Source organism: Niastella sp. sgz303648 (assembly GCF_059587045.1).
On sequence record NZ_JCAPSW010000006.1, the window covers coordinates 19,159 to 40,196 of the forward strand.

Sequence of the window (21,038 nt, forward strand, 5' to 3'; positions counted from 1 at the left end):
GGATTATAGGAGAAACTAAAAACTCAGAACCAAGAACATAGAACTAAGAACTAACATGGAATACAATTTCAGGGATATTGAAAAAAAATGGCAGGCACAGTGGAAGGAATCGGGCGCGTATAAAGTGAGCAACAACTCCCCGAAACCGAAATATTATGTTTTGGATATGTTCCCCTATCCCAGTGGCGCCGGACTACACGTAGGTCACCCGCTGGGTTATATTGCCAGTGATATTTACAGCCGGTTCAAACGTTTAAAAGGTTTCAACGTGCTGCATCCCATGGGCATCGATGCATTTGGGTTGCCGGCCGAACAGTATGCCATAGAGCATGGCGTTCACCCCGCTGTTAGCACCGAACAGAATATTGCCAATTTTCGCCGGCAGCTCGATAATATCGGTTTTTGTTTCGACTGGGACCGGGAATTCCGTACCAGCGACCCCAAATACTATAAATGGACGCAATGGATCTTCCTGCAATTATTCAACGGATGGTATAACCGGAAAACCAAAAAGGCCGATCAAATTTCGAACCTGGTTGCCATTTTCGAAAAGGAAGGAAATGCCGGGTATGAAATTCCAAATGACAAATTTCAAATCCCAAAAACAGGGAAGCGGGTTTTTACTGCAGCAGAATGGAAGGCTTTTTCTGAAAAAGAACAACAGGATATTTTAATGGAATACCGCCTTGGCTATTGCGGTTATGGCGAAGTGAACTGGTGCGAAGCGCTCGGTACCGTTTTGGCCAACGACGAAGTGGTGAACGGCGTAAGTGAACGCGGCGGTTACCCTGTGGTAAAGAAAAAACTGCGTCAGTGGTATTTGCGCATTACCGAATACGCCGATCGTTTGCTCGAAGGGTTGGAGCTGATCGAATTCAGTGACGCGATGAAAGAAATGCAAACGAACTGGATCGGCAAAAGCTATGGGGCGGAAATTGATTTTGACATAGCCAATGCTTCGACTGCCGTTCAGCACAAATTAAGGGTGTACACCACCAGGCCCGATACCATTTTTGGGGTTGACTTTATGGTTATTGCGCCCGAACATGAATTGATTGAAACCATCACAACGGCCGAACAAAAAAAGGCGGTTGAAGAATATATCACCTACGTTAAAAGTCGCAGCGAGCGCGAGCGTATGGCCGAGAAAAAGATCACCGGGGTGTTTACCGGAGCCTTTGCTTTAAATCCGTTCAATGGCATGAAAATTCCCATTTGGATCAGTGAATATGTACTGGCCGGTTATGGTACCGGCGCCATTATGGCCGTGCCCTGTGGCGATGAACGCGATCATAAGTTTGCACAACATTTTGGTATTCCCATCACCAATATTATAGGCTCGCATTATGATGGTAAGGAAGCCAATCCTACCAAAGATGCCATACTCGAACACTCTGAGTTTTTGAACGGCATGGTTATGCGTAATGCCATTGAAGTGGTGGTGAATAAGATCGAAGAAATGGGTATTGGCTTTCGCAAGGTGAACTATAAAATGCGCGATGCGGCCTTCAGCCGTCAGCGGTACTGGGGCGAACCGTTTCCGGTACAATGGAAAAACGGCATCGCTTATCCTTTACCCGAAAGCGAATTGCCATTGGAATTACCGCATGTTGATAGTTATAAACCGGGACCCGAAGGAGAGGGGCCGCTGGCCAACATTCCTGAGTGGACGGAACGCGACCTCGAAACCAATACCATGCCCGGTTATGCCGGTTCTTCGTGGTACTTCCTCCGTTATATGGACCCCCATAACGGGGCTGAATTTTGCAGCCGCCAGGCCAGTGATTACTGGGGCCAGGTTGATTTATACATCGGCGGCACCGAACATGCCGTAGGGCATCTGTTGTACAGCCGCATGTGGACGAAAGTATTATTCGACCTCGGGTATATTGGTCATGATGAGCCGTATAAAAAGCTGGTGAACCAGGGAATGATACAGGGCAGCAGCCGTTTTGTATACCGCGTGCATGGTTCAAATAAATTTGTATCGTACGGTTTAAAAGATCAGTATCAAATAGACGCAATACATGTTGACGTTAACATCGTAGATGGTGTGGAACTGGATATTACGTCGTTCAGAGAATGGCGGGCTGAATATGAAAATGCCGAATTTGTATTGGAAGATGGCAAATATATATGTGGCACCGAGGTTGAAAAAATGAGTAAGCGCTTATATAATACGGTAAACCCCGATGTTGTGGTAAACCGGTATGGCGCCGATACCTTTCGCATGTATGAAATGTTTTTGGGCCCGGTTGAACAAAGCAAACCCTGGGAAACCAAAGGCATTGAAGGGGTGCATCGCTTCCTGAAAAAATTGTGGCGTTTGTTTTACGACGAAATGAAAGGGAAATTATGGAATGAAGAAAAAGCTACGCCGGCCGAATTAAAAGTGTTGCACAAAACCATTAAGAAAATTGAAGACGATACCGAACGGTTTTCTTTCAATACCGGTGTTAGTGCTTTTATGGTTTGTGTAAATGAGCTTAACGAATTAAAGTGCCATAAAAAAGAAATTCTTGAATCATTATTGATATTGCTTACGCCGTATGCGCCGCATATTGCCGAAGAATTATGGCATTTGCTGGGCAATACCACGTCGATATTGGATGCTTCGTTTCCGAAATTGAACGAGAGTTATTTAATCGAAAGCAGCAAGGAATATCCTGTTTCAGTGAATGGTAAACTGCGAACCACCATTCATATAGCGCTCGATACGCCGCAGGAAGATGTAGAAAAGATTGTATTGAGCAACGACGTCATTCAAAAATGGCTCGAAGGCAAGCCGCATAAAAAAATCATTTTTGTAAAGGGCAAAATGGTGAATGTAGTGGTTTAACGAAAAGGTGGGGAACGCTGACCGGGGTGGCTCACCTTTTCGTTAAACAGCTGAAAAATAAAACCTTACTCCAATGAAAAAATATACCGCCTTCACGGTTTTAGCGATACTGGCAGCTTTTTCTTTAAAGGCGCAGGATGCTAATCTGTATAAACCAGCCAGTAAAGAAAGCCAGGCGTATCATGAATACAGGGTGGAATCATCGGAGCCTCCCTATGGCCTGAAGAAGATCAAAAGTCTGATTCCGGGTTTAAAATCAGATGAAGAAGGCATTACAGAACTGCCTGCCAAAGTATACCAGTCTCTTTCTTTTCGTGAAAAGTTTACCTATCACATGACCCATCCTGAATCGTATAGCCAGATCTGCGATGCTTTTCCGCCGATACAGGACGAGCATAAAAAGATCTTTGGGCGGTTGCCGGATTATTATGACGAAGAGGAATGGAGCGACAGGCAGATTGCATTTTTTAAGGCTAATCGCGATTCGGTAATGAAATTGATGAAAGAATGCATTTCGAAAAGCAACCGTATTGGCGTAAACTTCAAAGAGGCGATTGTTGAAATAAATGGCACCGAAATGATCCCTTTTCTTATTGCCACCTATAATAAAGCGGTAAAAAAGGACCATGATATTCTGACTGTTTTGTTGCTGCTGATGGAGAATAACAAATATCCTCCGTTTATGGCCTCCATTTCGCATAAAAAACTGTATAGCGACAACACCGATTTTCAGGCTTTTCTTGTTTACAATAAAGCCAATGAAGACCTGATATTTCAACGTGCTACCGATTTTTATAATGGACTTAAGCATTAGAATAATACCGGTTATGCTGTTAATGGTTTGTGGTGCTACCGTATACCCGCAAAACAGCAAACAGTTTGTATTAATTCCCAAAGGCACCTATACCATTGGCAAAAAAGGATATGTTTTAAATCCCCGTCGCAAGGTTACTGTAAATAGTTTTTATATAGCCGCTACCGAAACTACCAATCAGGAATTTGAAGCTTTTGTAAAAGCAACCGGTTACAAAACCGATGCTGAGCGAATGCACAATGCCATGGTATTTGAACCGGGTTTAAAAGAATTTAAATGGCTCAACGATACCACTGCTTACTGGCGGTTTCCCAATGGCGTTAGCAGGGGTGGTATTGACAATAAAATGAACCATCCCGTAACCTGTATCAGTTACAGCGATATTTTGGCTTATTGTAAATGGGCTGAAGTTCGGTTGCCAACTTTACAGGAGTGGGAGATAGCCTGCCGGGCAGGTTCAGAAGATGATTATTTTTTCGGTAAAACCGATGAAGCTATTAGCAGGTATGCCAACATATGGCTGGGCCGAAATCATGAAGTAGCTGATAGTTCAGATGGCTATATGTACACGGCGCCCGTAGCCAGTTTTACGGCCAATAAATATGGTTTGTACGATATGTATGGAAATGTATTTGAGTTTTGTACAGGCAAACTAACAGCCGATGAACACCCTGCCATTGCTCATGCCCGCGGCGGTTCGTGGTGGTGCAGCCGCAACAGTTGTCACTTCTTCAACAGCGCCGATATCGGCCGCGTTCATATACATGCGTCTTTCAGCAATCAGGGATTTAGGAGTTGTAAGCTATTAAGTTCTAAGTTTTAAGTTGTAAGTTATAAGTTTCGCGGCCTCCATTTAGCATGGGTGCCTGCATTTACTTATGACTTATCACTTATTACTTTTTCGGCTTCTTCTTAATAAACCGAATCAGCGCACTGCTGTTCTCGGTGCTTTCAAGTCGTGCTTCGTAGCGCTGGCCATCTACAACGGCAACCATTAAAGATGTATTTGGTGGTATAGTGCCAAGGTTTTCGGCTACCATTACCATTTCATTATCTTCGCCCAGATCCTGAACTGATAACTTAATAGTATAGGGTTTATTATTCAACCGAACATGTTCAAACACCATGCGGTCGTTCAGGAAAACAGCTATTGAATCGCCATCTACTACCGCATTATCATAAAACTTTAATTCAATTGAATCGCCGGTGATGGGAATAACCGTTGCCAGCTTTTTTTCGCGGTTTGTATATTTTTGTTGCGCTGTGGTGGCCGGGGCAGCCGGTGTTTTCTTTTCAACTACCGGTGGCGCAGTAACCGCAATGGAAGATTCGTTTTTCTTTACCGGTTTCACAGACGTGCTATGAAGCGTACTTTCTTCTCTTTCTTCAGGAATAGCAGCTACTACCTGGTGAAGCCTGGCAATACTGTCGATTATTTCGGGATCATTGGCGCCGTATATATAATTCTCTATCACAAAATCCCATTCATCGGGGAAAGTTGAAGAAGTAACTTTTTGCAGGGTTACCGTTCCTTTGGGTTTGTTTTTGTCATCGCGTTCGGTACTTTCTCCATCAAGCCGCATTTTATCTTCACCCGGACAGTTAAAATCAGCAACGGACAACAATGCTTCCTTATCGGCTCCGAACAGTTTTCCCGATAGTCTGTCTTCGAGCATATCTTCATCCCACCAAACCACACTGTTTGAATTAGGATCGAAATATCCTTTTACAGCATACCTGATGTAATTACTGCGCGAAGTATAATAATAGGAGGTGCCCAACAGGCTGTCGCCTTTTTTAATGAGTTTCAGTTCGGTGTGGGCCGAACCGATTTTTCCTTTCCAGGCGCCGGTAATGGTTTGTGCTTTTGCCGGTAAAATAAAGAAACAAATTGCTATCAGGCCAAACCAACGTGCTTTGGATGTTTTCAAGGCGATTGATTTTTTGGGTTATTGTTTACAACGCCCTGCGGCGGGTAATATTTTGCTTTAGGTTTCATTTAACAGGCCTGAGGGCTTGCGCTGAGCGTAGTCGAAGTGTCGAAGGATCTGATTGAAAGCATTGAGCGTAAGTCGAAATGCGATTTAAATTAGCTCTTCGACTGCGCTCAGAGCCGCTCGACGGCCCTTCGACTCCGCTCAGGGTTTTTAACAGCCGCAGGATGCAATTTTAAACTCGCCCCTTCGACTCCGCTCATGGTTAAACAAATCTTTTAAATAAGCTGTTTTAATAGGAAATTAGCATATGGCACATTCAACACTGGCTTTGATACGGGGCTTGCGCAAAGCCGCCGACGGGCTGAAACAGGGCAATTATTATGCCTGGGGACATCATGGCGCCTGTAATTGCGGACATTTATTGCAGGCCACTACGCAGTTATCGAAGGAAGAAATACTTACATATGCACATTCAGGTATCGGTGAGTGGACGGAGCTGGCTGAAGAAAGCTGTTCGGTATCCAATGCACCCATTGGTGTACTGTTAACAAAACTGCAACAACTTGGACTAACCCCTACGGATATTCACAATATTGAGTACCTCGAAGACCGCGAAGTACTCAATCGTTTACCCGGTGGTTTCAAATGGTTAAAACGAAATATACGCGAAAATGTGATCGTGTATTTCGAAACAATGGCCGATATGCTGGAAGAGAAACTTGTGAAGAATATTTCGATCAATTACGATGAATTGTTTCAAACAGAGCACGTAATGTAATTACAGCTGTGTACCATCTTTCTTATTATCGCTCTTCTCTCCTGTTTCCATAAATTCATTCCGATCTTTTTTATAGTTCATCAGAATGGTATACGAAACAATCGTTGCAGCCAGTACCAAATAAAATATAATCGTCCACGTATCCATGCGCTGCTTATTTTTATTACTAACTACCCAGAAATTATGCCATTTTATAATTTGTAATGCCGTATTTGTGATAAAATGACTGTTTCACGAAATTTTAATCATAAATAAGCTTAGATTTTCGGTTATTAGTGCTTGATTATTAACGAGATGCTGTTTGATGGCCGAACGTCATCAATTTATAAAAAAAATATTTGTTTAATAATACTGATTATTAGTCAATTACAACTCAAAAGCCCGATGTCGCCGCTATCATTTGAAAATATTATCCGAAAGTATCAATCTACATTTCGCCCTGTGGTGCCCTTTAATGCCGCAACCGAACGTTTGTTACCGCTTGATTTTACACAGCAGAATAAAGAGCTTACTGCTGAAATACTGGAGGATGAAAGTATTTTTAGCAACTACATTTCAAAAAAGCTGCAAACTGCCGGGTGCAAATTCGGCATTGGCGGTTATGCCGAGCACAGGACCATTTACAGCGTCAGCCGCCACTTCGATGGCAATCAACCCGGCGAAGAGCCCCGGCGTTTACATTTAGGTGTTGATATATGGGGGCCGGCCGGTACGCCTGTTTACGCCTTTATGGGCGGCATGGTACACAGTTTTGCTTTTAATGATCAGTACGGCGACTACGGGGCAACGTTAATTTTATTGCATCAGTTAGATGGACAACCTTTTTATACTTTATACGGGCATTTAAGCCTGCGCGATATACAAAGCATTTCGGCTGGTCAGTACGTTAGTATCGGCCAGGCCATTGCGCATTTTGGCGAACCAAAAGAAAACGGCCACTGGCCGCCACACCTGCACTTTCAGGTTATACTCGATATGCAATTGAAAGAAGGCGATTATCCGGGTGTGTGCAAATTCTCTGAAAGAGATAAATACCTCATCAACTGTCCCGATCCCGATTATATTTTGCAGTTGAACCGGTACCTGTAGAAGTCGGAAGTATGAAGTCGGAAGTCAGAAGAACCTGCGGTTTTGATCGTGTTTAGTGTTTTGTTCGAAAGTCGGAAAGTCCGGAAGTCCGAAAGAAAAAACCTTAGATAACTTCACAGCTTCTCATCTTCCGGTCTTTCTGTCTTCCGGACTTTCGGACTATTATAGCAATAACCGGGTTGATTTTCGCTGCTACATGACGCAATTTTACTTCATAAATCAGCAATATGAAGAAGTTTAAAATTGTTCCATTATCAAAAGCATATGCGGCGCAAATACGCGCAACCGGTAAAGATGAATTCGGTCATGCTATTGTTGAACAGGTGGCTACCGGATCGGGGCCCTGCAGGGTGTCGTTAAAACCATTCACGAAAGGAGTTGATAAACGTATATTGATTAGTCATAGTCCGTTTGCCATCGACAATGCGTTTAACCAGCCGGGACCTGTTTTTATTAATAAAGAAGATGTAGAAGAGTACACGGATATTTATCGTTTTCCGCCCGAAATAAAAGCCAATAAAAAAAGTTTTCCCTTATCCCTGATCGGGTATGATAGCAATCAGATGATGGTGTTTACCCAACTGGTAGGCGATGATGATGTAGACGAACTGATACCGAGTATATTCGAGCTATATTCCGAAGTGGAATACCTGCATGCACGCAATGCCGAAGCGGGGTGTTATATATGCAAAATTGAGAGAGTGTAATATAAGTCCGGAAGTCCGGAAGTCGGAAAGTCCGGAAGAATGATGTTCAAATAGTATTTGTCTTTCGGACTTTCGGTCTTTTCTGACTTTCGGACTTGTTACAGCATAGCCTTCACAATCTCTTCCCATTCCTGTTCAAGCGAATAACCGGGCATGCGTTTATCGGCTTTGGTATACCAGTAATTGGCGTTCCATACGTCGCCCTCACGGCGATGCAGGTAGGCATGTATCCAGGCTGCCCGCTTATCGTTTACATCCTGAATAAGCGTATGTGCCTGTTCCCAATCGCCTTTGGCATCGTGCCATAGCGATTGAAGATATACGCTGCTGTCAGACGGCGGCGCACCAGTGGTAAGACTTTGATGAAAAGCTTCGAAGTTCATTTATTAAGGTTTCAGGTTACAAGTTACAGGTTACAGGGTATTCAAATGGCAGGGAGTTATTCAAAGTACGTGACCCTGGACCCTGCAACTTGTAACTTGTAACTGTTCATTAAAGCAGTATGCACAATCTAATTTGAATATCACTTTTTTAATAGTTTAAACGCATGCACCCAGTCGTTTCGCAAAAAGCCGGGTATACACCACAAAATACACAACGGTTCAATGGCGCGTGCAGCTTCTATTTTACCCAAATCTTCTGTTTCCCAGCCAAATGAAGTTAAAATATCGGTAACCGTTTTTTTGGCCCCGTCATCGTTACCACAAATAAACATTGTTGGCGTTCCGCCAGGTAAAGCCGGCTTATACATCAGGGCATTACCAACTGAATTAAACGCTTTTACCACTTTGGCATTTGGAATTAACCGTTGAATTCTTTCCATCAGCGATTCGTTCAGATCGGTAAAAAATTTAAGCACACCGTTTTCGGGTGGCGCCGCTGCAATGGGATTGGTAGCATCGATAAGAATTTTATTGGTAAAGTGCGATGTGCCCGCCAGTTTGATGGCCGATTCGGCTGCAGATCCCGCAACTGCCAATACCAGAATGTCGCCAAACTGGGCAGTTACGCCAAAAGTTCCCGTTTGTCCCTTGGGGTTATTTTGTTTCCATTTTTTCACTTCTTCTTTTCCCGGGTTGCGGGTGCCCAGCATTACTTCGTGACCTTCGGCTAAAAAGCCGGCGGCAAGCGTTTGGCCTACATCTCCTGAGCCTATGATGCCGATGTTCATAATGTATTTTTTTATTAATGATTAATGTAGCACAAAGTTAAGGGCAGGAATTAAAGGGGATTTTACCGCATGTATAACATATAGTAAGGTAGTGAATTTCTGTTTCTGTGTACATTTGCGTAGTTTAGTTTTTATAAAGAACATGCACACCAATGGCCAATCCCAATTTGAATAATAATAAAGAAACGCTCAGTGCGGCTGATAAAGAGTTTGAGAATAATATCAGGCCACGCGAAATGATCGATTTTTCGGGTCAGGCGCAGATCATTGAAAACCTGAGGATCTTTATCAAGGCTGCCAAAATACGCGGCGAGGCGCTGGACCATGTTCTTTTTCATGGCCCGCCCGGTTTGGGTAAAACTACGCTCAGCCGTATTGTGGCCAATGAACTGGGAGTAAATATTAAAGAAACCAGCGGACCAGTCATAGAAAAACCCGGCGACCTGGCCGGTTTGCTCACCAATCTTGAATCGCGCGATGTATTGTTTATTGATGAAATTCACCGCCTGAGCACGGTGGTGGAGGAATATTTATACGCGGCTATGGAAGATTACCGCATCGATATTATGATCGATACCGGTCCAAATGCACGCAGTATACAACTTACACTCAATCCGTTTACGTTAATCGGCGCTACCACGCGCAGTGGATTGTTGACCGCTCCTTTATTATCGCGTTTCGCCATTAAATCGAGGCTGGAATATTATACGGCCGAAACCCTGCAAGGGATCATACAACGTTCTTCCGGCATTCTGGGCACTAAAATCACTTCCGATGCATCGGGCGAAATTGCCCGCCGCAGCCGCGGCACCCCCCGTATTGCCAACGGATTGCTGCGTCGTATGCGCGACTTTGCCCAGGTGTTGGGCAACGGTGTTATTGATTTGGGCATTACACAGCATGGTTTGAAGGCGCTGAATGTTGATGAGCACGGACTTGATGAAATGGATAACCGTATTCTGCAAACAATAGTCGATAAGTTCAAAGGCGGCCCGGTTGGTATTACTACCATTGCAACAGCGGTTGGTGAAGAAACCGGCACGCTCGAAGAAGTGTACGAGCCGTTTTTAATTCAGGAAGGTTTCATTAAGCGTACGCCCCGTGGCCGTGAAGCAACGCATAAGGCCTACGAACATCTGGGAAGAAAAGCGCCGGGAAGCGGTGGCGCGGGTTTGTTATTTGAATGATTGTCGTGAATGGTCAATGGTGAATGGTCAATGGTGAATAACTCATCTACATAAAGAAAAAGGTTTAGCCAAACATAATTCAGCTAAACCTTGACCTGTATTTTTCTTGTGTGCCTTGTGTTTTCGACTTGTGCCTTCTTATGCTACCGGAACTACCAAACGGAAGCCGTTACCATGAATATTCACGATTTCGATGCTGTCGTCGTCTTTCAGGTATTTACGCAGTTTGGCAATGTATACGTCCATACTGCGGCCGTTGAAGTAAGTATCGCTGCCCCATATTTTTTTCAGGGCCTGTTCGCGTGGCAACAGGTCGTTCATATGTTCGCACAGCATTTTCAACAGCTCATTTTCCTTAGGCGATAAAGTTTGTGTTTTACCGCTGTGGCTCAGTTCACGTAATTTGGGATTGAAGTGATAGTCGCCCAGATCATATTCTTTATTTTCCTGTTCCTTATTCACTTCTTCGTTACGCTTCAGAATGGCTTTGATCTTAAGTAACAGTACTTCGCTATCAAAGGGTTTGGTTATATAATCGTCTGCACCCAGTTTATATCCCTGAATAATATCTTCCTTCATGGTTTTGGCACTTAGAAAGAATAAGGGAATATCAGGATCAACATCGCGGATTTCTTCCGCCAGGGTGAATCCATCCATATGAGGCATCATTATATCAAGTAAACAAAGATCAAACCTTTCGCGTTGAAAAGCGGCAAGGCCAAGGCGACCGTCACGTTCCAGAGTTACATCAAAATCATTTAATTCGAGGTAATTCTTCAACACCATCCCCAGGTTCGTATCGTCTTCGCATAATAAAATTTTAGGTTTCTTTCCTTCCATTGTGATGTGATTTAGTTCGATAGTGTAAATAAAGTTAAATCATTTACCAAAAATGGCAATCGCCGTCTAATATTTTGTTAATAATCCCCTTGTAATACATCCGATGGGTGTGTTGAACGGTTAGACTCCGCAGGTTACCCATCAGATGCGTTATCTATGTGTTGGCCGCTTATCAGGCCGGCACCGGATGCGTAATTTATTGGTTAATTTTACAGCCTAATTTTGGATTATATGCGATTGACAACTGACAACAAATTCAAAAAACTTATTGTCATTGGAGACAGGGTTTTAATTCGTCCCGCCAAACCGAATGAACGTACTGAAACCGGCTTATACCTGCCGCCCGGTGTGCATGAACGCGAAAAAGTACAGCAGGGTTATGTAATTAAAACCGGCCCCGGTTATGCTATTCCCATGCCGATTGAAGAAGAAACCTGGAAAGGCAGCGACGAACAGGTGAAATATGTGCCCCTTCAGGCTAAGGAAGGTGATCTGGCCATTTTTTTATTAAGCGGCGCTACCGAAGTATTATACGAAAATGAAAAGTATTATATCGTGCCGCAAAGCGCCATACTGATGCTGGAGAGGGAAGAGGATATTTAATTTGAAAATGTGAAAATGTGCAAATTTGAAAATGCATAGTGGTGGCAATCCCTGATTCATTCCCTGATAAAAATAAAAAAGGAGAAGTTTGCACGCTTCTCCTTTTTTATTGCCTATTCACTACTACCTACTGCCTGGCTACTGCTTCTTCAGCGAAAACGTCCCTGACGTCATTAGCGAAGGAGTGAGCCTCGTTAATACACCGCTTTCAATTTTCATATTGTCTTCGGTTAAATTGCCTTCTCCTTTCCATTTGCTGGTAGAGCTTACATCAAAGTAGAAGTATACCTTATTTGAGTTAACCGGTTTGTTCCAGGTTCCGCTGAAAGGTGAAACTCCATTAAATGTAATAGTAGCAGTGCCATCGGCATTAAATACAACCTTAAAGGGATCATACGTGGTGCCACTTACAACAGCTATATCACTCCAGTTAGTGCCACCAAGGTTTGCCGGGGGAGCATCTTTTTCTTTTTTACAGGCTGCGAAAATTAAGGTGCATGCAGCTATCATTAATAGTGTTTTTTTCGGGTTCATTTTTTAATGGTTTTAATTTATTGTAATAAGTTTTACACCTGTACATAAATCAGCCGCATATTTTGTTACCCCGGTTAACGGAATTTTAACAGATGTCGGAGGTTTGAAGTAAGAAGCAGGAGGTAAGATGAGTTGCAGGGTACAGGTATGCAGCTGCAAATAAAGAATATGAAATCATAATGAAAGAAGATCTGTGAAACCTGAAACCTGTGACCTGTAACCTGTAACAGGTAACTGAACACCGGAAACTGCTCATTGCCGTTTGCCGTTTTACGTTTCCCGATTATCGATTGCCGATTCACGACAATCATGTATCTTTCTGCCCTTAAAATTCCGGTATGCCTGGTAAAGATGCATTTGCTCAGTTAGTGAAGGATAGCTACACCTTTAAAGGCGAATCTTTTCGAATTGGTACAGCCATGATAGATGGTGAAGTGGTTGCAGGTGCCAATATTTTTATGCCTCTAAAAACAATGAACCGCCATGGGCTGATTGCCGGAGCTACCGGTACCGGTAAAACTAAAACCCTGCAGCTGATCGCCGAAGCATTGAGCGATGCCAGCGTTCCGGTTTTACTGATGGATATCAAAGGCGATTTGAGCGGCATTGCTGCAGCAGGCACGGCCAATAATGCCGTAACAGAACGGATTGCACATATCGGAGGCGACTACAAACCAACAGCTTTTCCGGTTGAGCTAATGACCCTGAGCAATGAAAAGGGAGTGCGGTTGCGTGCCACAGTTACCGAATTCGGTCCAATACTGTTATCAAAGATTTTAGCGTTGAACAGCACCCAGGAAGGCCTGGTGTCGCTGATATTCAAATACTGCGATGACAATAAAATGCCATTGCTCGATCTGAAAGATTTTATCAAGGTATTGCAATATATAAGCAACGAAGGAAAGAAAGAGATTGAGCAATCCTATGGTAAAATTGCTACAACCAGCACGGGTACCATATTGCGTAAAGTAATTGAATTGCAACAGCAGGGAGCCGATATGTTTTTTGGCGAACCCTCTTTTGAAATAGACGACCTGATGCGCATTGCCGATGATGGTCGCGGGGTTATCAATGTGCTTCGTGTAACGGATATGCAAAGCCGTCCAAAACTGTTTTCGACCTTTATGCTGCAAATGCTGGCCGAACTGTATGCAACCTTACCCGAAGCAGGCGATGTTGATAAACCAAAACTGGTGATGTTTATTGATGAAGCGCATCTGGTTTTTGATGAAGCCACCACTGCATTGCTCGATCAGATTGAAACAGTAATAAAGCTCATACGCTCAAAGGGCGTAGGCATTTTCTTTTGCACCCAAAATCCGCAGGATGTGCCGGCCGGAATATTAAGCCAGCTGGGGCTAAAAGTGCAACATGCTTTGCGTGCTTTTACTGCTGCTGATAGAAAAACCATTAAACAGGCTGCTGAAAATTATCCCGAAACGGAATTTTATAAAACAGAAACATTGCTTACCCAACTTGGTATTGGCGAAGCATTGATCACTGCCCTGAACGAAAAAGGGATTCCCTCCCCGCTTGTACACACCATGCTGGTACCGCCCCGTTCACGAATGGATGTTTTAACCGGTAGCGAAATGGATGCTTTGATCAATCAGTCGAAGCTGGTTAAAAAATATGCCACCGATGAAGACAGGGAAAGTGCCTGCGAAATTTTAACTTCGAAACTCGAAGAAGCCGCTCAAAAATCAGAGCAACAAAAAGAATCGGCCAAACCTGCTGCACGGCAGGAAAAATCGACCCTTGAAAAAGTACTTGAAAATCCTGTTACCCGCCAAATTGGGCGTACAGCTGCCAGTGTTATAACCCGCAGCCTGCTGGGCGCGTTGGGTTTGGGAGGAAGAAGCTCCTCACGCCGCAAATCGAATAGCTGGTTTTAAGAAGAAAGTCCGCAAGACCGAAAGTCCGGAAGACCGGAAGACCGGAAGACGGCAAGTTCGAAACACATCGGGGTTCCACTTACATCCGTAAGCCCACAACCTTACCTTCCTGCGTAATATCCGTAATTGTACCACTGAATAAGTCCGAAAGTCTGAAAGACCGGAAGACCGGAAGAATGAAAGACACTCGCATCATTGGCGGTGATTCTTTCTGACTTTCCGTTTTCAAGCCTTTCACGCTATTTATATTTTCAAATCAAAAACAACAATTATGAAGAAAGCCTTCTTATTGCTTGCTCTTTCAACCGGCATTTTGATTGCCTGTAACGATGCAAACAAAACTGCCGGCACCGATGAAAAAATGAATGCCGATAGCACCGGCACTACCGGAAACAAAATGGAAAACAAAGAAGAACGTAACAAAAAAATTGTCATGGCCAGCTTTGATGCCATGGCTGCACACAACGTAAACGATATGCTGAAAGATGCAGCGCCTGACTGTACCGATTATGGCGATGGCAGCATGCAACCGGTTAAAGGGAAAGACAGCATCGCTAAAATGATACAAACATGGATGAATGCTTTTCCGGATGTTAAAGGCGATAACCTGAAATATGTTGCCGAAGATGATTGGGTATGGGTATGGGGCGAGTGGACAGGCACCTTTAAAAACGATTTTATGGGCATGAAGGCCACTAATAAATCGTTTAAATATAAAGATGTAGATATTTTTAAACTGAATGATGACGGAAAAGTTATTGAACATCATAATATTCAATCGCCTAATACGATGATGATGATGGTAGGGGTGCAGCCGCCAAAAAAATAAGAAAGTAGTTACGTTCCGCTTAAGCCCCGGTCAACGAACGATCGGGGCTTACTTTTTGTTAATGATTCGTAATGATAAAAAATGAATGACCCGTAAAAGTTAATTTCGCCCGCAAAATTGTAATTTTTTAAACTAATGCTATGCGAAATTCCTGGTGGTTATTGCTGTTTTGTTCTTTTCGGCTTGCTGCGCAGGTAGCAACTGATACCACCGGAATAAAGGTTATCGATTCCAGCTCCGCTTCAAAATACCAATATTCAAAACCCGTCGCTTTTGGGTTTATCACACACGTGCCCAACGACTTGTGGCAAATTGCCAAAAGCCCTTTTAAAAAGGAGAATACAAAAGGGCTAATTGCAGTGGCCGTGGCTACAGGTGCGCTTATTCCGTTCGACCAGGCCATAACAGATGGTGTAAAAACCGTTTCGCGTAAAATTGGGTTACATGCGGAAACAGATTACCGGGTAGTATTGAAGTCGGGCGAAACCAAGGTCTTCAAAGTGCCCAGGAATATCAATTCTGCATTATACCAGATGGGCGAAGGGGGTACAAGTATGATGCTGGCCGGTGGTTTATTCGTATATGGAAAATTCGCCAAAGATTACCGGGCATTGCAAACTGCCAGCGATTTAACCGAAACCTTCATTACGATGGGCCTTACTACACAGGTGTTGAAGCGTATTTCGGGCAGGCAAAGTCCTTTTATGAGCACGCATCCGGGCGGCGACTGGCATCCGTTGCCATCCTTTCACGAATACCAGGTAAATACATCCAACTACGATGCATTTCCATCAGGGCATCTGGCTACCATGATGGCAACCGTAACTGTGTTGCGTGAAAATTATCCCGAAAAAAGCTGGATCCCGTTTGTAGGCTATGGGTTTATAGGATTAACCGGCTGGGCCATGATCAATACCGATGTACACTGGATCAGCGATTATCCGCTGGCGCTGGCATTGGGTTATATTTCAGGCAAAATAACCTGTATGCGGCATAAAAAGCGGTCTGAGAAAAAGGTGCTTGCTATGTTGTAAATCAAACCCGCTTAACATTTCCATCTTTATCAACATAAATCTTGTTTTCTGCCTGCAGAAAATCAAGCACTTTCCACAACTTTTCTTTATTGGTATAATTGAGTTGTTGCAACAACTTTTCGCCTGATACCGGTTGATGATCGATGACAGATAAAACAGACTGATAAATATTTTCAAACTCTTCAGTAGAAAGTCCACTGTTTTTTTGTTGTAAACAAGTATCGCAGATCCTGCACGGGTTTGTTTGTTCGTCGCCAAAATATACAGCAATGTATTGACTGCGGCATTGTTTATACCCGATATATGCAATAAGTTTTTGTATGCGCTGAATAAATTGTTGCTTTCTTTTTTCATACCCTGCCATGTTGATGTAAAGGTTTTCGGCCTTCACCCTGTTTACCATCATATACACCTGAGGCGTATCTTTACGGGGTATGTATTCGATAATAGCATTGCCATGCAGTATTTTCAGTTCGCGTATAACAGCTTCTTCTTCTTTGCGTAACAAACCGGCAACGCTTTTTTCATGAACACTCACGGGCATGTCGAATATGCCTTCGTAGGTACGTAACAGTATTTTAATCAGAGGCTCCAGTTGCGGATTGGCATTCTCGAAATCGTATAACCATTGTTTATTGGTTACAAACTGAATGCGTGCAGGTAAAAATATCTGTTCATTATGGCTGAGCCAGCCTTCCTGTTCCAGCGCTTTTATCGCATATATGGCGAGGTGAACATCTATCTTAAATTTTTTTATGAAATCGGTAAAATCAAAATCGTAGTAATTGCCTTCACCGGCACCGGATGGAATTTGCAAAAAATTCATCAGCGATTGATAAACAAGCCGAATGTTATCAAGGGTAGGAAAACGGATATCGGGCAATTGCTGCAGCTCGTCGAGCTCCTTGTGATCGTATAACAGAACTGCATATGATTTTTTTTCATCACGCCCCGCACGTCCGGCTTCCTGATAATAATTTTCCAGGCAATCGGGTACATCGGCATGAATGACCGCCCTAACATCGGGTTTATCGATGCCCATGCCAAAGGCATTTGTGCAAACTATTGTACGAATTTTATTGCCGATCCAGGCGGCCTGCTTACGGCTGCGGGCTTCCTGTTCAAGACCGGCATGATAAAAATCGGCCACAATGCCGTGCATGTTCAGCAGGTCGCTGATCTCTTTCGTACGCCGGCGGCTTTTACAATATACAATGCTGCTGCCGTTTACTTTTTGTAATATCTCTGTGATCTTATTGATCTTTGAATCAACAGTAAACACACTGTACGATAAGTTGGGCCGTTCGAACGTACGGCTGAATACTTTATGATGGGTGAACTGCAGCTTATCGCAAATGTCTTTTTGTACATCGGGCGTGGCCGATGCCGTGAGCGCCAGTACCGGAATATCGGGTAGTTCTTCACGTAAGGCAGCAATACGCAAATAGGGTGGCCTGAAATCGTACCCCCATTGCGAAATACAATGCGCTTCATCTACCGCAATAAGATTGATATCCAGCGCCGGCAGGTATTCTTTAAATAATTTAGTTTCTAACCGTTCGGGCGAAACATACAGGAATTTACAGTTGCTGTTGGTGGCAATTTTTAAAACATTGATCACTTCTTTACGGCTCATGCCCGAGTAAATGGAATGGGCTGTAATTCCTTTTCTACGAAGGTTATCGACCTGGTCTTTCATCAAAGCGATCAGCGGACTAATCACCAGGCATAATCCATTCTTAGCAAGGGCAGGTATCTGAAAGCAGATCGATTTTCCTCCGCCTGTTGGCATCAGCGCCAGCGTGTCGTTGCCTTCTAAAATAGAATTAATGACATCCTCCTGCAAAGGCCTGAAGGAGGAATAGCCCCAGTATTCTTTTAAAATGGAATGAATATTCATGCGTGAAACGTGAAACGGAAAACGTGAAACGTGAAAATCAAACGGTTCAAACCACGGCTTTTTTTGCCGTTTGCCGTTTCACGTTTGCCGATCAGACAACTTTCTTTATAAATAACCTTACCGAATTAAAAGCCAGCACCACATCGCTCAATCCCATTACCAGGGCGCCAAATGTAGGGGTAAGCACGCCAAATGCCGCTACAGGAATGGCGATGATATTGTAAAAGAATGCCCAGAAAAGATTTTGTTTGATGGTAAGAAACGTATGCCGCCCTAACCCCAATGATAAGGGCAGATTTTTAATACCATTGTTCATAAGCACCACATCGGCTGTTTGCATGGCTATTTGCGAGGCTTCGCTCAGCGAAATACCAATGGTGGCCCGGGCAAGCGCCGGCGCATCATTAATGCCATCGCCAACCATAGCGGTTGGTCCCTGCAGGGTAAGATCTTCGATAACCGCCAGTTTTTCGGCCGGCTTTTTTTCGGCAATCACTTCATCAATACCCAAAAAATTAGCCAGCTGACGGCACTTCGATAAACGGTCGCCGCTTAATAATATCGTTTTAATATTTCTATGCCGCAGGTATTGCACTACCGTAATAGCTTCGGGCCTAACCTCGTCTTTAACATCTATCCAGCCCAGCAATTCATCGTTTTTAAGAATGTAAACGTTATGCGATTCGTCGGTGGTGTGCGCCATGGCAGCTTCAAACGAACCGGCAATGTACCGGTCGCCTTCGGCGGTGGCGGCCTTCATGCCCAATCCTTTTACTTCTTCGGTTTTAGTGAATTTTAACGGATCTTTTCGTTTCCATGTTTCCGTTATACATTGCGCTACCGGGTGATTGCTATATTTTTCAAGCGAAAAAGCAATGCGTTTAAACTCGTCGTCGGTTAATCCGTTGACGAGTATTTTATAATTCGCCATGGTGAACCGGCCGGTGGTAAGGGTGCCGGTTTTATCGAAAACTACCTGTTTAATAGTTCTGAACAATTCAAGGCTTTTGGCATTGCGAAACAATACGCCGTTTTTGGCGGCCCGGCCAAGTCCCACTGCAATAGCAGCCGGCGTGGCCAGTCCCATGGCGCAGGGACAGGCAATAACCAGTATGGCAATGCTGCGCATGAGCGAAGCGGTAAAATCATGCAGCACCAGCATATTGATGATGAAAGCAACCAAAGATATTCCCAGTACAACAGGTACAAAAACAGCGCTTATTTTATCGGCCAGTTGCTGAACCGGTGGCTTTTCGCCCTGGGCCTGTTTTACAAGATTAATAATGTTTGATAATACCGAATCCTTTGCTTCGGCCATAACCTGTGCCTTAATGATGCCATCGATCACAATGCTGCCGCCGATCAGTTTGTCTTTACTTTTTTTGGTAATCGGAAGGCTTTCGCCCGTTATGATAGCTTCATTAACTGTTGCATCGCCCGATAATATTTTACAATCGGCCGGCACCTGCTCGCCACTTTTAATGAGTATCAGATCGCCGCTGCGCAGTTGTGTGTTTTCTATTGGGAATATGAGCTCATGGTGATTTTCATCAAAAGCGATCATATTGGCCATTACTTTTTGCGACCGGGCCAGGCTGTTTAATGCCCGTTGGGTGGTTTCAATGGAACTTTCTTCCAGAAAATTACCAAGGAATACTAGAGTGATTATAGAAGCGGCCGTTTCAAAAAACAGGTATTGCTCGCCCAGGTTCAGCAATGCACCGGTTAAGCTATACACAAAGGCGGCAGTAGCGCCTACGGCTACCAGCACATTCATATTTGGCATACGGTTGCGGATGCTTTTAATAGCACTGCGACCGAAGAAATCCATACCAACAATGTAAACAGGCAGGCAAAGGGCCAGTTGCACCCAGGGGTTCATGAGCCAGTGGAAGTGCACCCATTTGTTGAACATATGCAACATCAACGGAAGAGTAAATACCAGGCAGAATAAAAAACGCTGTTTGTGCGTGGTCAGCAATTTCTTTTTGCGATCTGCTGCCAGTACTTCATCGGCCTGCACGTTATAGCCGAGCGATTCAATGCCGTTTATAATTTGCTGCTCGCTTTTGCCATCGATATCGAAGCTTACCTCACCGCCCATCAGGTTTACTTTCACATTATTCAATCCTTCGTTTTTCAGATATTGCTGAATGGTTAGTGCGCAATTCGAGCAGCTCATGCCTTCAACTTTCCAGTTCACTGTTTTCATGTTCTTCCTTTGGGGGTTGTGTGTAGGGGCAAATTTACCGCTGAATAGCTATATGAACCGGCTATCGGGCCAATAATATGTACACAGGGTTGCAAAAACCGAGGTTCGAAGTCAGAAGTCAGAAACAGGAAGTTTGATGGGTACAGGAGTAGTGTATAAATTTAGGGTTATTCAGACATCTGACCTCAGACCTCCGACTTCTGGTTATCTTTGCGCCGTATGGAAATGCAATGTACATTGAACAATATCAGGGAAACGGCCCGCCGGTTCTGGCAGCATGTTGATGGGCGTAAGGTGATAGCCTTTTATGGTGATATGGGGGCCGGCAAAACAACGCTTATTCATGCCTTATGCGACGAAAAGGGAGTAACCAGTACAGTCGGCAGTCCTACATTTTCAATAATAAATGAATATAATTATCCGGAGGGCAAAATGTACCATATCGATCTGTACCGCCTGAAAGATGAGGAAGAGGCAGTACGGGCAGGGGTAGAGGACTGTTTGTATTCGGGCAATATTTGCCTGGTTGAATGGCCTTCCCGTGCCGAAGCGATTTTGCCTGAAAATACTGTTAAAGTGCAGCTACAGGTGGTTGATAAAGATACCCGCATCGTTCGTTTGTCTGAAGTCTGATGCCAGAAGCCGGGAACGGGAAGTTTAATAAGTATA

General features: G+C 43.9%; 20 protein-coding genes. 12 read left to right on the top strand and 8 right to left on the bottom strand.

Annotated features, from left to right (window positions below):
• The first annotated feature begins 55 nt into the window (after positions 1 to 55).
• The 3 genes from leuS to AC59IL_RS18290 all read left to right on the top strand — a co-directional run bounded on the left by leuS (position 56) and on the right by AC59IL_RS18290 (position 4,476).
• Complete coding sequence (leuS, locus tag AC59IL_RS18280) at positions 56 to 2,839, top strand: leucine--tRNA ligase (protein WP_496553620.1); 2,784 nt, start codon at positions 56 to 58, stop codon at positions 2,837 to 2,839.
• A gap of 73 nt (positions 2,840 to 2,912) precedes the next feature.
• Positions 2,913 to 3,653, top strand: a complete 741-nt coding sequence (locus AC59IL_RS18285) for a hypothetical protein (RefSeq protein ID WP_496553621.1) — start codon at positions 2,913 to 2,915, stop codon at positions 3,651 to 3,653.
• Between the two features lie 13 nt (positions 3,654 to 3,666).
• Positions 3,667 to 4,476, top strand: a complete 810-nt coding sequence (locus AC59IL_RS18290; RefSeq protein ID WP_496553622.1) for a formylglycine-generating enzyme family protein — start codon at positions 3,667 to 3,669, stop codon at positions 4,474 to 4,476.
• A 70-nt stretch (positions 4,477 to 4,546) separates the two neighbouring features.
• On the opposite strand, the gene AC59IL_RS18295 is transcribed toward AC59IL_RS18290, so the two are convergent.
• Positions 4,547 to 5,584 carry a hypothetical protein gene (locus tag AC59IL_RS18295; RefSeq protein ID WP_496553623.1) on the bottom strand — a complete coding sequence of 346 codons (1,038 nt, stop codon included), beginning with the start codon at positions 5,582 to 5,584 and terminating at the stop codon, positions 4,547 to 4,549.
• 313 nt (positions 5,585 to 5,897) lie between these two features.
• On the opposite strand from AC59IL_RS18295, the gene AC59IL_RS18300 reads away from it, so the two are divergent.
• A complete protein-coding gene (locus AC59IL_RS18300; protein ID WP_496553624.1) occupies positions 5,898 to 6,368 on the top strand; it encodes a hypothetical protein in 471 nt (156 codons plus the stop codon).
• Here the strand turns inward: AC59IL_RS18300 and AC59IL_RS18305 are convergent, their stop codons facing one another.
• Entirely contained in the window at positions 6,369 to 6,515 is a 147-nt protein-coding gene (locus AC59IL_RS18305; RefSeq protein WP_496553625.1) for a hypothetical protein, read from the bottom strand. It lies immediately after the preceding gene.
• A 237-nt stretch (positions 6,516 to 6,752) separates the two neighbouring features.
• Between AC59IL_RS18305 and AC59IL_RS18310 the strand changes: the two genes are divergently transcribed.
• Entirely contained in the window at positions 6,753 to 7,457 is a 705-nt protein-coding gene (locus AC59IL_RS18310; RefSeq protein WP_496553626.1) for a peptidoglycan DD-metalloendopeptidase family protein, read from the top strand.
• A 227-nt stretch (positions 7,458 to 7,684) separates the two neighbouring features.
• Entirely contained in the window at positions 7,685 to 8,164 is a 480-nt protein-coding gene (locus tag AC59IL_RS18315; RefSeq protein ID WP_496553627.1) for a DUF1203 domain-containing protein, read from the top strand.
• A 98-nt stretch (positions 8,165 to 8,262) separates the two neighbouring features.
• Here the strand turns inward: AC59IL_RS18315 and AC59IL_RS18320 are convergent, their stop codons facing one another.
• Both AC59IL_RS18320 and AC59IL_RS18325 read right to left on the bottom strand, forming a co-directional pair.
• On the bottom strand, positions 8,263 to 8,547 hold the full coding sequence (locus tag AC59IL_RS18320) for a hypothetical protein (protein ID WP_496553628.1): 285 nt from the start codon (positions 8,545 to 8,547) through the stop codon (positions 8,263 to 8,265).
• A 140-nt stretch (positions 8,548 to 8,687) separates the two neighbouring features.
• Positions 8,688 to 9,335: an NADPH-dependent F420 reductase gene (locus AC59IL_RS18325; protein WP_496553629.1), complete on the bottom strand. Its 648-nt coding sequence runs from the start codon at positions 9,333 to 9,335 to the stop codon at positions 8,688 to 8,690.
• 152 nt (positions 9,336 to 9,487) lie between these two features.
• Here AC59IL_RS18325 and ruvB point away from each other — a divergent pair, with 152 nt between their 5' ends.
• Complete coding sequence (ruvB, locus tag AC59IL_RS18330) at positions 9,488 to 10,522, top strand: Holliday junction branch migration DNA helicase RuvB (protein WP_496553630.1); 1,035 nt, start codon at positions 9,488 to 9,490, stop codon at positions 10,520 to 10,522.
• 138 nt (positions 10,523 to 10,660) lie between these two features.
• Here ruvB and AC59IL_RS18335 read toward each other — a convergent pair whose 3' ends face one another.
• Positions 10,661 to 11,362 carry a response regulator transcription factor gene (locus AC59IL_RS18335; protein WP_496553631.1) on the bottom strand — a complete coding sequence of 234 codons (702 nt, stop codon included), beginning with the start codon at positions 11,360 to 11,362 and terminating at the stop codon, positions 10,661 to 10,663.
• A 231-nt stretch (positions 11,363 to 11,593) separates the two neighbouring features.
• Between AC59IL_RS18335 and AC59IL_RS18340 the strand changes: the two genes are divergently transcribed.
• Entirely contained in the window at positions 11,594 to 11,965 is a 372-nt protein-coding gene (locus AC59IL_RS18340; protein WP_496553632.1) for a co-chaperone GroES, read from the top strand.
• Between the two features lie 138 nt (positions 11,966 to 12,103).
• On the opposite strand, the gene AC59IL_RS18345 is transcribed toward AC59IL_RS18340, so the two are convergent.
• Positions 12,104 to 12,499, bottom strand: coding sequence for a hypothetical protein (locus AC59IL_RS18345; RefSeq protein WP_496553633.1), 396 nt, complete (start codon positions 12,497 to 12,499; stop codon positions 12,104 to 12,106).
• 338 nt (positions 12,500 to 12,837) lie between these two features.
• On the opposite strand from AC59IL_RS18345, the gene AC59IL_RS18350 reads away from it, so the two are divergent.
• From AC59IL_RS18350 to AC59IL_RS18360, 3 genes are all read left to right on the top strand, one after another.
• The gene (locus tag AC59IL_RS18350; RefSeq protein ID WP_496553634.1) at positions 12,838 to 14,394 is read left to right on the top strand and encodes a helicase HerA-like domain-containing protein; all 1,557 of its coding nucleotides are present in this window, start codon (positions 12,838 to 12,840) and stop codon (positions 14,392 to 14,394) included.
• 271 nt (positions 14,395 to 14,665) lie between these two features.
• Positions 14,666 to 15,223, top strand: a complete 558-nt coding sequence (locus AC59IL_RS18355) for an ester cyclase (RefSeq protein WP_496553635.1) — start codon at positions 14,666 to 14,668, stop codon at positions 15,221 to 15,223.
• 140 nt (positions 15,224 to 15,363) lie between these two features.
• Positions 15,364 to 16,257, top strand: a complete 894-nt coding sequence (locus AC59IL_RS18360) for a phosphatase PAP2 family protein (RefSeq protein ID WP_496553636.1) — start codon at positions 15,364 to 15,366, stop codon at positions 16,255 to 16,257.
• 1 nt (position 16,258) lies between these two features.
• Here the strand turns inward: AC59IL_RS18360 and AC59IL_RS18365 are convergent, their stop codons facing one another.
• Both AC59IL_RS18365 and AC59IL_RS18370 read right to left on the bottom strand, forming a co-directional pair.
• Positions 16,259 to 18,157 (bottom strand): RecQ family ATP-dependent DNA helicase, encoded by a 1,899-nt coding sequence (locus AC59IL_RS18365; protein ID WP_496553637.1) that lies wholly within the window; start codon positions 18,155 to 18,157, stop codon positions 16,259 to 16,261.
• Between the two features lie 91 nt (positions 18,158 to 18,248).
• Positions 18,249 to 20,369, bottom strand: a complete 2,121-nt coding sequence (locus AC59IL_RS18370) for a heavy metal translocating P-type ATPase (protein WP_496553638.1) — start codon at positions 20,367 to 20,369, stop codon at positions 18,249 to 18,251.
• A gap of 219 nt (positions 20,370 to 20,588) precedes the next feature.
• On the opposite strand from AC59IL_RS18370, the gene tsaE reads away from it, so the two are divergent.
• Positions 20,589 to 21,002 carry a tRNA (adenosine(37)-N6)-threonylcarbamoyltransferase complex ATPase subunit type 1 TsaE gene (gene tsaE, locus AC59IL_RS18375; protein WP_496553639.1) on the top strand — a complete coding sequence of 138 codons (414 nt, stop codon included), beginning with the start codon at positions 20,589 to 20,591 and terminating at the stop codon, positions 21,000 to 21,002.
• Positions 21,003 to 21,038 lie beyond the last annotated feature (36 nt).